This window comes from Cyanobium sp. T1B-Tous, from assembly GCF_024345475.1.
Taxonomy (GTDB): domain Bacteria; phylum Cyanobacteriota; class Cyanobacteriia; order PCC-6307; family Cyanobiaceae; genus Cyanobium_A.
The window spans coordinates 24,246-37,608 of record NZ_JAGQBE010000009.1; the positions used below are offsets into that span (position 1 = coordinate 24,246).

General features: G+C 68.2%; 12 protein-coding genes and 1 tRNA gene. 5 read left to right on the top strand and 8 right to left on the bottom strand.

Going from position 1 to position 13,363, the window contains the following annotated elements; all coding sequences use genetic code 11:
* Position 1: 1 nt before the first annotated feature.
* Positions 2-907 carry a fructosamine kinase family protein gene (locus tag KBY71_RS03705; protein ID WP_254927622.1) on the top strand — a complete coding sequence of 302 codons (906 nt, stop codon included), beginning with the start codon at positions 2-4 and terminating at the stop codon, positions 905-907.
* Here KBY71_RS03705 and KBY71_RS03710 read toward each other — a convergent pair.
* On the bottom strand, positions 904-1,302 hold the full coding sequence (locus KBY71_RS03710) for a CAAD domain-containing protein (protein WP_254927623.1): 399 nt from the start codon (positions 1,300-1,302) through the stop codon (positions 904-906). The two genes, KBY71_RS03705 and KBY71_RS03710, sit on opposite strands and share 4 nt — an antisense overlap.
* A 47-nt stretch (positions 1,303-1,349) precedes the next feature.
* Between KBY71_RS03710 and KBY71_RS03715 the strand changes: the two genes are divergently transcribed.
* Both KBY71_RS03715 and moeB read left to right on the top strand, forming a co-directional pair.
* Positions 1,350-1,814, top strand: a complete 465-nt coding sequence (locus KBY71_RS03715) for a M67 family metallopeptidase (RefSeq protein WP_254927624.1) — start codon at positions 1,350-1,352, stop codon at positions 1,812-1,814.
* Between the two features lie 11 nt (positions 1,815-1,825).
* Positions 1,826-2,998 carry a molybdopterin-synthase adenylyltransferase MoeB gene (gene moeB, locus KBY71_RS03720; protein ID WP_254927625.1) on the top strand — a complete coding sequence of 391 codons (1,173 nt, stop codon included), beginning with the start codon at positions 1,826-1,828 and terminating at the stop codon, positions 2,996-2,998.
* 39 nt (positions 2,999-3,037) lie between these two features.
* Here moeB and KBY71_RS03725 read toward each other — a convergent pair whose 3' ends face one another.
* A complete protein-coding gene (locus KBY71_RS03725) occupies positions 3,038-4,186 on the bottom strand; it encodes a cob(I)yrinic acid a,c-diamide adenosyltransferase (protein WP_190388813.1) in 1,149 nt (382 codons plus the stop codon).
* A 78-nt stretch (positions 4,187-4,264) separates the two neighbouring features.
* On the opposite strand from KBY71_RS03725, the gene larE reads away from it, so the two are divergent.
* Positions 4,265-5,152, top strand: a complete 888-nt coding sequence (gene larE, locus KBY71_RS03730; RefSeq protein ID WP_254927626.1) for an ATP-dependent sacrificial sulfur transferase LarE — start codon at positions 4,265-4,267, stop codon at positions 5,150-5,152.
* Here larE and speD read toward each other — a convergent pair.
* Together speD and recF are read right to left on the bottom strand one after the other, a co-directional pair.
* Positions 5,130-5,636 (bottom strand): adenosylmethionine decarboxylase, encoded by a 507-nt coding sequence (gene speD, locus KBY71_RS03735; protein ID WP_254927627.1) that lies wholly within the window; start codon positions 5,634-5,636, stop codon positions 5,130-5,132. The genes larE and speD overlap by 23 nt on opposite strands.
* 53 nt (positions 5,637-5,689) lie before the next feature.
* Entirely contained in the window at positions 5,690-6,817 is a 1,128-nt protein-coding gene (gene recF, locus KBY71_RS03740) for a DNA replication/repair protein RecF (RefSeq protein WP_396095066.1), read from the bottom strand.
* A 70-nt stretch (positions 6,818-6,887) separates the two neighbouring features.
* Here recF and KBY71_RS03745 point away from each other — a divergent pair.
* Positions 6,888-6,961, top strand: a tRNA-Arg gene (locus KBY71_RS03745).
* 63 nt (positions 6,962-7,024) lie between these two features.
* On the opposite strand, the gene KBY71_RS03750 is transcribed toward KBY71_RS03745, so the two are convergent.
* From KBY71_RS03750 to KBY71_RS03765, 4 genes are read right to left on the bottom strand one after another with little or no spacing between them, the layout of a single operon-like run.
* Entirely contained in the window at positions 7,025-7,483 is a 459-nt protein-coding gene (locus tag KBY71_RS03750; protein ID WP_254927628.1) for an N-acetyltransferase, read from the bottom strand.
* Positions 7,484-7,541: 58 nt separating this feature from the next.
* Positions 7,542-10,586 carry a phosphoenolpyruvate carboxylase gene (gene ppc / locus KBY71_RS03755; RefSeq protein ID WP_396095065.1) on the bottom strand — a complete coding sequence of 1,015 codons (3,045 nt, stop codon included), beginning with the start codon at positions 10,584-10,586 and terminating at the stop codon, positions 7,542-7,544.
* Positions 10,583-11,761: a glutamate--cysteine ligase gene (gene gshA / locus KBY71_RS03760; protein WP_254927629.1), complete on the bottom strand. Its 1,179-nt coding sequence runs from the start codon at positions 11,759-11,761 to the stop codon at positions 10,583-10,585. Before gshA ends, ppc begins: the two co-directional genes overlap by 4 nt.
* A complete protein-coding gene (locus KBY71_RS03765; protein WP_254927630.1) occupies positions 11,758-13,311 on the bottom strand; it encodes an anthranilate synthase component I family protein in 1,554 nt (517 codons plus the stop codon). Before KBY71_RS03765 ends, gshA begins: the two co-directional genes overlap by 4 nt.
* Positions 13,312-13,363: the final 52 nt, after the last annotated feature.

Consider the following 13,363-nt stretch of genomic DNA (forward strand, 5'->3'; position numbering starts at 1 on the left):
CATGGCTCCTGACCCTCCCGAGTGCCTCGTCCACTGGTTGCAACACCATCTGGGCCAGGGCCTGGTGGGCTGGTCGCCGGTGGGCGGGGGCTGCATCCATCGGGCCTGGCGCCTCGAGCTCGCCGGCGGTGGACTGGCCTTTGCCAAGACCAACACCGCCGCCCAACTCCCCTTGCTGGAGGCGGAGGTGCTGGGGCTGCGGGCCCTGGCGTCCCATGCCCCTCCGGGTCTGGTGATTCCCGAGCCCCTGGCCTGGGGCGTGGCGGGTGAGCAGGCCGTGCTGGTGCTGGGCTGGCTCAACTTGGGTGGCCGGCTTGGGGGTGTCGCTGCTCGGCAGGCCTGGTTCCGGCTCGGTCAAGGACTGGCCGCGTTGCACCGCTCCAGCGCCGTCCATGCCCCGACCGAGGGCTATGGCTGGGCGGCCGACAACTTTCTCGGCTCCGCCCCCCAGACCAACAGCTGGCGCCAGGACTGGGCGCCGTTCTTCGCCGACTGCCGCCTGGCCCCCCAGCTGGCTTGGGCGGCCAGGCGGGGCCAGCCCCTGCGAGGGGGGCAGGCTCTGCTGGAGCGGCTGCCCCACTGGTTGGCTGGCCACCGCTGCCAGCCGGCGCTCGTTCACGGGGATCTCTGGAGCGGCAATGCCGGCCTATTGGCAGACGGAGCCACTGCGATCTTTGATCCCGCTTGCTACTGGGGGGATCGGGAGGTGGATCTGGCGATGGCCCAGCTGTTCGGCGGATTCCCACCGGCCTTTTTTGAGGGCTATGCCGCGGCATGGCCCTTGGAGCCCGGGGCAGCGGAGCGGGTTGCCCTCTACAACCTGTATCACCTGCTCAACCACGCCAACCTGTTCGGAGGCGACTACCACCGTCAGGCCCAGGCCTCGATCAACGCGCTGCTGGCCTAGCCCAGGTATTCCTTGCGCAGGTTTTGGACCTTCGCCACCACGGCACCGCGCTTCTCACTGGTGGTGAGGTTCTGCCAGCTCCACTGGCCCACAACCACCAGACCCAGCAGTTCCAGCAGGCCGGGGACCACGGGCAGCAGGTTGATGGTGTCCAGAACGCCCTTGATCAGGATCTGGGCCACGATCACGGCCACGATTACGCCGGTGGCCTTGCCGATCCGGCCCATCTGGCTCCAATCCACCTGGTCGAGGGTGGAGTTCACCTTGGCGAGAATGTCGCTGTAGCGCTCGCTGAAGCTGACGTCGGCTTGCCCGGAGGTCGCACCGGCTTCCACTCCAGTGGCAGGTTCAGTGGCAGTGCCCTGCTCAGCCGTGTCGGTGGTGGTATCGCTCATGGACCGGATTGAGGGCGGGGGCTTGGATTGCTTCATAAGGTATCGGTGTGTCCCGCCAACCGCCAGTGCAGCTCAGGGCAGGTCACCGCCTGCTCACCGTTCTGCGCCAGATCCTCGAGTGTGCTGGGCCCCGAGAAGGCTGTGCCCTGGTGCTCGGTGAGCGGCTCGGGGATGTCTGGCGTCTGGATTGGGTTTGGCCCTGCTGCAACGTCTGGCCGGTGCCGGATGAACGCTGCCGGCACTTCGCCATTGATCCCCGTGAGCAGTTGCTGGCTCAGAAGTGGGGGCGTCAGCGGGGGATGGAGCTGTTGGGCTCGGCCCACAGCCACCCCACCAGCGGGGCCGTGCCCTCCGCCAGCGACCGCCATCTCACTGTGTCGCCGGCGTTAATGGTGATCCTCGGCGCTGGCCGTCAAGACCAGGAGCCGGATCCGGCCCCGCCCCTGGTTGGCTGGTGGATCCCGGAGTCGCCCGCCCGGCCGCAGCGCCTGCCATGGACAATGGAGAGCTGATCCCAGCGGCCATGCTTCCTCCCGATACCAGCGGCGTTCAGCTCAGCCCCGATGAGGTGGCCCGTTTTGCCAGGCACCTGATCCTGCCCGAGGTGGGCATGGAGGGGCAGAAGCGGCTCAAGGCGGCCTCCGTGCTGTGTGTGGGCACGGGCGGTCTGGGTTCGCCCCTGCTGCTGTATCTCGCCGCCGCCGGCGTGGGCCGCATCGGCATCGTCGATTTCGATGTGGTGGACCACTCCAACCTGCAGCGGCAGGTGATCCACGGCACCAGCTGGGTGGGCAAGCCCAAGATCGAATCGGCTAAGGCGCGCATCCTCGAGATCAACCCCCACTGTCAGGTGGATCTCTATGAAACGGCGCTCACCAGTGACAACGCCCTGGAGATCATCCGGCCGTACGACCTCGTCTGCGACGGCACGGACAACTTCCCCACCCGCTACCTGGTGAACGACGCCTGCGTGCTGCTGGGCAAGCCCAATGTGTACGGCTCGATCTTCCGGTTTGAGGGCCAGGCCACCGTCTTCAACCTGGATGCCGAAAGCCCCAACTACCGCGACCTGTTCCCCGAGCCCCCGCCGCCGGGCATGGTGCCCTCCTGCGCCGAGGGCGGCGTGGTGGGCGTGCTGCCCGGGATCATCGGGGTGATCCAGGCCACCGAGGCGGTGAAGATCATCACCGGCATCGGCACCACCCTCAGCGGCCGCCTGCTGTTGTTCGATGCTCTGGGCATGAAGTTCCGGGAGCTCAAGCTGCGGCCCAATCCCGAGCGGCCCGTGATCGACAAACTGATTGACTATCAAGAGTTTTGCGGCGTCGGCGGTAGCGCCCCTGGCCAGGAGGAGGCCGGCGCGGTGGAGAGCATCAGCGTGCGCGAGCTCAAGGTGCTGCTCGATGGCGACACCAGTGGCCTGGTGCTGATCGATGTGCGCAACCCCCCCGAAGCCGAGATTGGCGTGATCCCGGGTGCCGAGCTGATCCCCCTCGACCAGATTGAGAACGGCACGGCCGTGGAACGCATCCAGCAGCTGGCGGCCGGCAAGACGCTCTACGTGCACTGCAAGCTGGGCGGCCGCAGCGCCAAGGCCCTGATCGCCCTCAAGCGGGCCGGAATCGAGGGCATCAACGTGGCCGGCGGCATCGATGCCTGGAGCCAGGAGGTGGATCCGAGCGTGCCGCGTTACTGAGCCAGACCCTCCCCAGGGGCCTCCAGCTTTGGCCCCGCTTCAGTAATCGACGCCGCGTTTGAGGTCCACACCCCGCTCGGCGTAGTGCTTGTGGCACACCATCTCGGAGTGCACTGAGGCCAGGTCGAAGTAGGCGGGTCGGTTCTTGCAGCGGCCGGTGAGGATCACCTCGGTTTCGGCCGGCTTGCGCAGCAGGGTCTGCACGATCGGCTCCACCGGCAGCAGTTCCAGATCCACTGTGGGGTTGATCTCGTCGAGGATCACGGTTTTGTAGAGGCCGCTGGAGATGGCCGCCCGGGCGATTTCCCAGGCCCGTTCCGCCTCCACGTAGTCGATGGGCTGCTGCTGGCCGCGCCAGACGATCGCATCGCGGCCGGAACGCAGGTGATCCACCAGGTGGGGATAGCTCTCGCGCAGCGCCGCGATCGCCGCGTCTTCGGTGTAGCCCGCTCCGCCTTTCAGCCATTGCAGGATCAGCACCCGGTGGCTTTTGTCCTGGGAGATGCCCCTGCCGATGGCCTGCAGACCCTTGCCCAGGGCGCTGGTGGATTTGCCCTTGCCCTCCCCCGTGTAAATCTCCACGCCCTCGAGACCGCCGGGGCCCTGGTGGGCCCGCATCTCCGAGTGCAGGTCGGCCAATTGCACCAGCTGGCGGGGGGCCCCTCGGCCCGTGCAGATCACTTCCATACCGGCCGGCTTGGCCGCCAGGGTGCGCGCCACGTCCTCGATGTCCAGCAGGCCTAGGTCCAGCACGGGATTGAGTTCGTCGAGCACCACCACCGAATAGAGGTCGCTGGCGATGGCCCCCTTGGCGATGTCCCAGCCCCGCTGGGCTTCCTGCCGGTCGAAGCGGGTGGCTTCTTCGGCGCTGAAGAACTCCCCGCGGCCCGTGCGCACCTGGTCGATCAGATGGGGGAAGCCCTGCTGAAGGGCCTCAATGGCCGCATCCTCGTCGTAGGCCCGGCCCGGTCCTTTGAGGAAGCGCAACAGCAGCACCCGGGTGCGTTTCTGCTCGCAGATGCCCAAGCCGATGGTGCGCAACACCACCCCCAGGGCGGCCTGGCTCTTGCCCTTGCCATCCCCGTCATAGACGTGAAGTTGGCCATGGGCCCGCTCGTCGCTGCCCGCTGCCGTGCGAATGCCGATGCCCCGGCCCGTGCCCCGCTGCGGCGTCTGGGTGCTGCTCATGGGGCGATGTTACCGGCGCTTCCCGGTTGGGAGTTGCCAGGATCGGGGCAGGATTCGGGGCCTGATCCAGTTCGCCTGATGCGCTTCTCCCTGCTGGAACCGTTGCCGCCGTCGCTGGCCGCGCCCCTGGCGGCGCTGCGTCAGCAGCTGGCGGCCCTCGACCAGGTGGTGGTGGCCTATTCGGGTGGCGTCGACAGCGCCCTGGTGGCGGCCCTGGCCGTGGAGCAACGGGGTGCGGCGGCCCTGGCGATCACCGGGGTGTCGCCGGCCCTGGCCCCCCACTTGCGCCAGGAGGCCTCCGTCCAGGCCGGTTGGCTGCGGATCCGTCACCAGGAGATCGCCACGGCGGAGCTGGCCGATCCGGCCTATGCCAGCAACCCCGAGGAGCGGTGCTACGCCTGCAAACGGGAACTGCACCGGCTGCTCGCGCCGATCGCGGCGGCGGCAGGGAGCGCCACGGTGCTCGATGGTGTCAATGCGGACGACCTCGGCGATCACCGGCCCGGGATCCGGGCGGCCCGGGAATTCGGTGTGCGCTCTCCCCTGGCCGAGGTGGGCCTCGACAAGGCCGGTGTGCGCCAGTTGTCGCGGGCTCTGGGGTTGCCGTGGTGGGACAAGCCCGCCCAGCCCTGCCTGGCCTCGCGCTTCCCCTACGGCGAACCGATCACGGCCGAACGGCTGCAGCGGGTGGCCGCGGCTGAGGCCTGGCTGTTGGCCGCCGGCTGGCCCCAGCTGAGGGTGCGCTCGCAAGGCCAGACGGCCCGGATTGAATTGCCCGCCGACCAACTCGACCGGGCCCTGCGCCTTTGGGCCGATCCCACACCCAGAGGCGAGCTGGTGGCCGCCTTCCTGGAGCTGGGGTTCACGGCCGTGGGCGTGGATCTCGAGGGGCTCGTGAGCGGCAAGCTCAACCGGGAGCTGGCCGCCCAACGGGCACTGGGGTTTAGAGCGTCACCGCTGCCGTGAACGGCTGCTCCTGCAGGGGCTCCCGCTGGCTTTCGGCGATGCACGACGGCGTTTCGCGCCGAAAGCTGGTGAGCTTGTGGGTGCCGGCGGCGAGCTCTTCGGCGAGCACGGCACAGGCCCTCTCCGGCATGGTGTGGTCACCACAGGTGAACACGTCCACAGCCGCGTAGCCCGATTCGGGCCAGGTGTGAATCGAGATATGGGATTCGGCTAGCAAAGCCAGCCCCGTGACGCCCTGGGGCTCGAAACGGTGGGTAATCAAATTGAGCAGGGTGGCACCGGCACGCTTCGCTGCTGCGGTGATGGTGTCCCTCAGGAAAGCTTCGTCGTCGAGACGGGCGCTGTCGCAGCCGTAGAGCTCGAGGATGCAGTGTTTCCCGACCGTATCGGAGACCTGGTGGGGCAGGGGGGCAGCTGGGTTGGTGGCTGCAGGGGCCTCGGTCCATCCCGGGTTTGGGTGGAGGCAGGGCAGGGTCTGGGTCATTGATTCCGACCGCACAAGCTGACCACCATACGTGGTGGGGCCGGTGAAAGTGGCTACGTCACCACAACCGTTGGCGTGTCCCCATCCAGCTCGCCGGCGCGCATCTGCACCACCTGGCTCTCCGCCTGCCAGCCGTTGCTGAAAGCGCCGAGGTGGGTGGCGCTCACCAGGCACTGGTGGCCGTTGCCGACCGCCTCCAGCAGCAGCTGCTGCCGCACCGGATCGAGCTCGGCCAGCACGTCGTCGAGCAGCAGGAGCGGCGGTTCCCCCAGCACCGAGCCCACCAGCTCCAGTTCGGCCAGCTTGAGGGCCAGCACCAGGGTGCGTTGCTGCCCTGCCGAGCCGTAGCGGCGTGCCGGTTGGCCCGCCAGGCTCAGGCCCAGTTCGTCGCGGTGCGGCCCCACCGCGCATTGCCCCAGCCGCAGCTCCTCGCTGCGTTGTTGCTGCAATTGCTCGAGCAGGGCCTGGCGCCAGGGCTCCTCGGCCTCCTCTCCTGGCAGCACGGTGCCGCTTTGGTACTGCAGCTCCAGCCGTTCCCGTCCGCCACTGAGCCGCTCCTGCCAGGTGGCGGCCAGGGGCTCCAGGCGCTGGATCGCCCGCGAGCGGCGCCGGTGCAGCCGGGTGCCGATCACCGCCATCTGCAGATCGAAGGCGTCGAGCAGGGCCTGCAGCTCCCCGCCCCCGAGGCCGCGCCGCAGCAGTTGGCTGCGCTGGCGCAGCAGCCGTCCGTAGCGGCTGAGCAGATCGCCATAGACGGGCTCCAGCTGCAGCACCACCCGGTCGAGCCACTGGCGACGACCGGCCGGCTCGCCGCGCACCAGCTCCAGGTCGAGGGCGCTGAAGCCGACACAGCGCAGCGACCCCAGCAAATCGAGTTGCCGCTCCAGCGCCTTGCCGTTGCGTTGGGCCACCCGCCCGCCACTGCGGCGCAGGTCGAGCTGGAGCCGGTCGCCGCCGCCGGTGGCGGCCCGAATCTGGCTGCTGCTCTGGCCGTGCTGGATCAGGTCGCGGTCGCTGCCCGTGCGGTGGGAGCGCAGGCAACCGAGCAGTTCCACCGCTTCGAGCAGGTTGGATTTGCCTTCCCCATTGGCACCGATTACCAGCAGCCGGGGGGCCTCCAGGGCCAGCTCCAGCCGACTGATATTGCGAAAACGCAGCAGCTCCAGGCGGTGCAGCCGGATGGGTCTGAAGCGGCGAGCAGTTAAGGTAGGCCCACTGGGGTTCCAACCCCGGCCATGGGCCCTGTGCCATGGGCATGTAGCTCAGTTGGATAGAGCATCAGATTCCGGTTCTGAGGGTCGGGGGTTCGAGTCCCTCCATGCTCGTCACCCCATCAGCCCCCACCGCCTCCAGCAGCCCTGGTCTTGGCGCTGGGGGTTTTTTGTGCCCTAGGTCTCCAGCTGCAGCCCCATCGCCCGAATGCCTCCGGGATCCACGGCAAAGCCGTGGCGCTCCAGGGCCGCCAGGGCCTCCGGCGGCGCCGAGAGGGAGATGCTGCACCCTGCCAGCTCCCGACGCAGCCGTCCCAGGGCGCCGTGCACTAGCACCGCGAGGATCTCCCCTTGGCCGGGATCGGCGGGATCGGAACAGAGGTCCCAGAGGTTGGCGTTGAGGGCCAGATCACTGGTGGCCCGCACGAAGCCCACCAGCTCTCCTGTGGGGGACTCCACGGCCAGGTGCCAGATGCTGCGCTCCAGCACCCGTTGCCAGCGTTCGGCATCGCGGGCGCGATCCCCACTGGCCTGCAGCAGCCGATTGAGGGCGGCGGGGCTGGGCTGCCCATCTGCCACCAAGCGGTAGCCCTCCCGCAGGCGCGGGGCTGGGGGCTGGCTGCGGAAGGGGATCAAGAGGGAGTCCAGTGCTGGGCGAAGCGGGGCGGGTGGGTTGGGCGTGGCGAAAGGGGAATCAACCGGTGTTGCGCATGCCCGCGGCAATGCCGTTGATGGTGAGCAGGGCCCCCCGCAGCAGTTCACTCCGGCTGTAGGTGCGGCCGTCATCGCTGGGGTTGCTGGTTGCTTCGCTCATCGGCGGTTGGCGGTTCTGGTCGCGCAGGCGCCGCAGCAGGGCCACCTGCAGGAAGCCCAGCGGAATGATCGTGCGGTTGCGCAGGTCCACCGAGAGTTGCAGGGCTGGATCGCCATCGAGCAGGCGGCTGTGGCCGGTGATGGTCAGCACTAGGTCGCGGGTCAGGGCGAATTCGGCGGCAATGGTCTGGAAGATCTGCTCGAAGGCCTCCCGGTGTTCGCTGCGGCCCAGGGCCTGCACGTAGTGGTGGGCTAGATCCAGGTCCACCTTCGAGAGGGTCATCTCCACCTTGGAGATCAGCATCCGGAAGAAGGGCCAGCGCTGATACAGCAGGCGCAGCAGCTCCAGTTGGTCGGGGTCCTGGTCGAGTTCCTCCTGCAGCGCCGCCCCCACCCCAAACCAACTGGGCAGGAGGAACCGGCTCTGGGTCCAGCCGAACACCCAGGGGATGGCCCGCAGGCTGGAGAGATCCTTGGCGCCGCTCTTGCGCCGGGCCGGACGGCTGGAGATCTGCAGTTTGCTGATCTCTTCGATCGGGGTGACCTGCTGGAAAAAGGCCACCAGGTCGGGGTTGTCATGCACCAGGGCCCGGTAGTGGTCCCGGGAGCGGGCCGCCAGCCGGCCCATCAGGGTGTTCCAGCTCGGGGTGTCGTCCACGGGGGTGCTCACCAGGCTGTTTTGCAGCACGGCGGTGGTGACCGTCTCAAGGTTGTAGAGGGCCAGTTCCGGCAGGGAGTACTTGGAGGCCAGCACTTCGCCCTGCTCCGTGATCTTGATGCGGCCATTGAGGGTGCCGCTGGGTTGGGCCAGGATTGCCTGGTAGGCGGGGCCGCCACCGCGTCCTACGGAGCCGCCGCGGCCGTGGAAGATCCGCAGGGCCACCCCGTGCTCAATGGCCAAGCGCTGCAGGGCGATCTGGGCCTTGTGGATCTCCCAGTTGCTGGAGAGGAAGCCCGAATCCTTGTTGCTGTCGGAGTAGCCCAGCATCACTTCCTGCAGCGGCTGGCTGCCGTCGCTGGCCAGCAGGGCCCGATAGAAGGGGTGCCGGAACAGGGTGGCCATCACCGCCGGGGCCCCCTGGAGATCTTCCACCGTTTCGAACAGGGGCACCACCAGCAGCCCCGCCCGTTGGGCTAGGGGGTCGACCAGCCCGGCCTCCTTGGCGAGCAGCAGCACCTCCAGCAGGTCGGACACCGTGTGACTCATCGAGATCACATAGGTGCGGCAGATCCGGGAGCCGAATTCCTGCTGCAGCCGTTGCAGCATCCGGAACACGGCAAAGGTTTCGGCCGCTGGAGCACTCCAGCGTGCCGTTGCCGGCACCAGGGGCCGGCGGGTCTGCAGCTCAGCGAGCAACCAGGCGACCCGCTGCTCCTCGTCCATCTCCCCATAGGGAACGGGCAGCTGCAGGTAGCGGCTGAGCTCGTCGAGGGCGTCGCTGTGCCGGGTGCTCTCTTGGCGAATGTCGAGACTGGCCAGGCAGAAGGCGAAGATCTGGGCCTGGCTGATCAGGTGCTGCAGCGACTCGCAGCTGAGGCCCGTGCCCTTGAGGCTGTCCTGGATCAGTTCCAGGTCGTTGCGGAACTCATCCACCGTGCTGTAGTGCAGCTCCTGGGAGGGTGGCGCGGCCAGATTTCCCCCCATTGGGGGCGGTGGGGCGTTGCCATCACAGGGGGATTCCCAGCCGGCATCAGCCAGTTGCTGGTTGCGCTGGTGGGTGAGGCGCAGGCGCTCGAGGGTGTAACTGAGCTTGAGCCGGTAGGGCTCGAGCCGGTAACGGGCCGCCCGTTCCTCATAGATCTCCGGGAAGCGCAGCCGGTCCATTTCCAGCGACTCGAGCAGGGCCGGGCTCACCTGGCTCCATTGCATCGAGATGCTCAGCTGGTCCCGCAGCTCGGCCACCGCCTTGATGTAGCGCTCCAGCATCAGCTGGCGTTGATAACAGGCGGTCCGCCAGGTGATGTCCGGGGTCACCGAGGGGTTGCCGTCCCGGTCTGAACCCACCCAGGAGCCGAAGGTGCAGAACGCATCCCGGGGTGGTTCCACATCGGGATAGCTCACCTGCAGGGCGCCGCGGATGCGATCCCGCAGTTGGGGCATGGCGTCGAAGAGCACCTGCTGGAAGTAGTGCAGGGCGTAGTCGACCTCGTCGAGCACCGTCGGTTTGAACTGGTGCAACTCATCGGTGCGCCACCAGAGCCGGATCTCTTCCTCCAGCTGCAGACGCAGGCTCTGGCGCTCGAGGCCGTTGAGGCCGCTGCCCTGCTCCAGCTGTTGGATCAAGGTGGCCACCCGCCGCTGTTTGTGCCGCACGGTGTGGCGCACGATTTCGGTGGGATGGGCCGTGAAAACCAGGCGCAGATCGAGGGTGCGCAGCAGGTTTTCCAGCTGGGCCGGGGGCACGTTCAGATTCCGCAGTCGCGCGAACAACTGACGGAAGGTGGCCGGGTCGGTCTGGTTGGCCAACGCCGGCAGGAAGGGATCGCTGGGGCAGCTGTCCTGGTTTTTGAGGCTGTCGAGGTAGCTGTCCTCCTCGATGTGCTGCTCGAGGATGTTGACCAGCTGGAAATAGAGAGAGAAGGCCCGGGCCGCGGCAATGGCTTCGGCCAGATCCATCTCGCGGATCAGCTGCACAATCGCCGCCGTCGCGTCACCCCCACTGGCGTCGCCTGTGCCGCCGGCCTCGCCCTCGGTGGGGTCGCTCAGACGCTTCAGCCGCAGCAGCCGCTCCGCCTGCTCGGGGGGGCATTCGCTGCGCAGCACGGTTTCCCAAAGGTCTTCGACCAGCTCCAACCGTTCGCCGAGTAGGCGGGTGACCCGTTGTGCCGTCGGCAGGCCAGCGCTGCTGGCGTCCGTCGCGGGGTTGGGCGTGGGCATGGACTGCCGCATGGGAGCCGGATGGGCAGCACGAGAATCCATGATCATCCCAAAGAACCTGGCGGCCCGACTGTGCCGAATGCCTCCAGCAGGTCCCTTTCCTGGTTGGCCATCGCCTGAATCTCCTGGCTCAGCAGGGTGCTGATCGAGAGACCGGCCCGTTCGCCAGCCAGCCAGCGCATGGCCTGATTGCCGTGGTCCAGCACGGTGTGCAGGGGAGCCAGCACGGTCGCTAGCCCCAACTCGACGGCCAGGGGGGCCAGGGCGGCCAGCTCTGCCCGCAGCCAGTCTTGGGCGGACACCGCCGCACCGTCGCGCCAGTGATGCAGCGTGGCCTCCAGGCTGGAGCGGGCTGCAGCCCGGTCGTTCGCATCGGCGAGGGCGGCCAGTTCCGCCGGCGTCAGTTGACTGGCCTTGAGGGGATCACCGTGTGCCGGCTGGCGCAGCAACTGGTGGATCCGGAGCTCGGCAAAGGCCGTGATCGCCAGCAGCACGAGGGGATCGGTCACCAGATCACAGATGCGGATTTCCAGCCGATTGAGGTCATGGGGGCGGTGGTCCCCGTTGGGCCGCACCGAGGTCCAGAGGTGCCGCACGTTTTGCATGGTGCCGAGGGCCAGTTGCTGATCCATCCAGTCGATGTAGTGCTGGTGGCTGAGGAACAGCGGCACCTCGGCCGGAGTGAGCGGGAACTGCAGCCAGCGCTGGGAGTGGGCTCCGGTGACCGCACCGTCCAGGAATGGGGAGCTGGCGCTCAGGGCCAGCAGCAAGGCCGCTTCACAGCGCATCAGGCGCAGCGCGGCAAACAGGCGGTCCATCTGCTCGGGGCCCTGGCCGCCGATCAGCCCCAGGTTGATGTGCACGCTGGCGGTGACCACCTGGGTGCCGTAGGTGGCTTCGATGTAGCCGTGGTAGGGGTTTTGGGGGTCCGAACGCTCAAAGCGGTGGCTGTCCCCCAGGCTCAGGGTGCTGCCGGGTAGCAGGGTGAGCTGGCGGCTGGCCAGCCAGCGGCGCAGACGCTGGCGTGGCTCCACCAGAAGCCGCAGCTGGTTGTCGTAGCTGGCATCCGGGGGCGTGATGTATTCGAGGTTGCGGTGGTCGGGTTCGGTCACGAAGCCCTCCAGGGCCGCAGCCGCCTCAGCCGAGCAGCCCACCACGGTGCCGTCCTCCCGGCCGGTGTACAGCTCCACCTCAAAACCCTTCAGCAGCAGGGGCGTGGTCATGGCTGGGCCGGCAGGAGGCAGGCCAGGGCCTTCAGCATGCCGCGGGCCTTGTTGAGAGTTTCCTGGTATTCCGCTTCAGGCCTGGAGTCGGCCACCACCCCGGCGCCGGCCTGCACCTGCACCCGCCAGCCCCCCTCGGGATGGGGCAGCACCACCATGGTGCGAATGGTGATGGCTGTGTTGAGGGCGCCGGCCAGGTCAACGCCGCCGTAGACCCCCGAATAGGGGCCGCGGGCGTCGGGCTCCAGGGCGTGAATCAGCTGCATGGCGCGGATCTTGGGGGCACCGCTCACCGTGCCGGCAGGGAAGGAGGCCATCAGCAGGTCCCACACGGTTTGCCCCTCGGCCAGCAGGCCCTCCACCTGGCTCACGATGTGCATCACATGGGAATAGCGCTCGATCACCATCAGGTCGCTCACCTTGACGGTGCCGGGCTGGCAGACGCGGCCCAGGTCGTTGCGGCCCAAGTCCACCAGCATCACGTGCTCGGCCCGTTCCTTGGGATCGGCCAGCAGGTCGGCCTCTAGGGCGAGGTCTTCGGCCTCATCGGCGCCCCGGGGGCGGGTACCGGCGATCGGCCGCAGGGAGGCCTTCACCGTCCCTTCCGGTGTGGGTTCGGCCTTCACCATCACCTCGGGGCTCGAGCCGATCAGGTACCAGCCGCCGAAGTTGAAGAACGCCATGTACGGCGACGGGTTCACCATCCGCAGGCTGCGGTAGAGCTCGAAGGGATCGCGATCAATGCGCGTTTCCAGCCGCTGGCTGAGCACCAGTTGGAACACGTCGCCCGCCTCGATGTGCTCCTCGCCTCGGAGCACCGCGGCCTCAAACGCCTCCCGGCCCACATTGCTGGTGGTCGCCAGGGTCTGGGCCATGTCGGTGGCGCTGGCGTCGTGCCAGCGCAGGGGGGTGACATGGCCCGGCAAGGGTGCCTGCATGCGCTCCTCGAGGGCGGCGATGCGGGCCGCGGCGGCGGCGTAGGCATCGTGTGGGTCCTGGCCATCGCTCAGGTCGGCATAGGCCACGGCGGTGATCTGCCGCTTCACCTGGTCGAACACCAACAGGCTGTCGGCGAGCATCCAGCAGCCATCGGGCGGGGCGCCCTCCCCTGGCGGGTGCACCGGCACGCTCGGCTCGATCCAACGGATCAGCTCATAGCCCCAGAAGCCGAACAGCTGCCCCACCGGCGGCAGGCCGGGGATTGGCGTGCTGCTCAGGGGCTCCAGGCACGCGCGCAGCAGCGTGAAGGGGTTGCCCTCCAGGAGCTCACAACGGCCATCGCGCCAGCGGCGCTCGGACTGCTCGCCGCGGCTGGTGAGGGTCCAGAGCGGGTCGCTGACCACAAAGCTCCAGCGCCCGATCCGCTCGCCACCTTCCACCGACTCCAGCAGGACCCCGTGATCACTGCTGGCCCCCACCTTCAGCCAGGTGGTGAGTGGTGTCTCCAGGTCGGCGGGCCAGCGCTTCCAGAGGGGAACGAAGCTGTTGCCGGCCGCCACCGCCTGAAGGAACGCCTGCTCGGCTAAGCCATCGCGATCGGGGCTGGGCATGGGCAAGCGGGCAGGCAAAAAAAACGGGGCGCCTGGCCCCGCCTTTATAGGA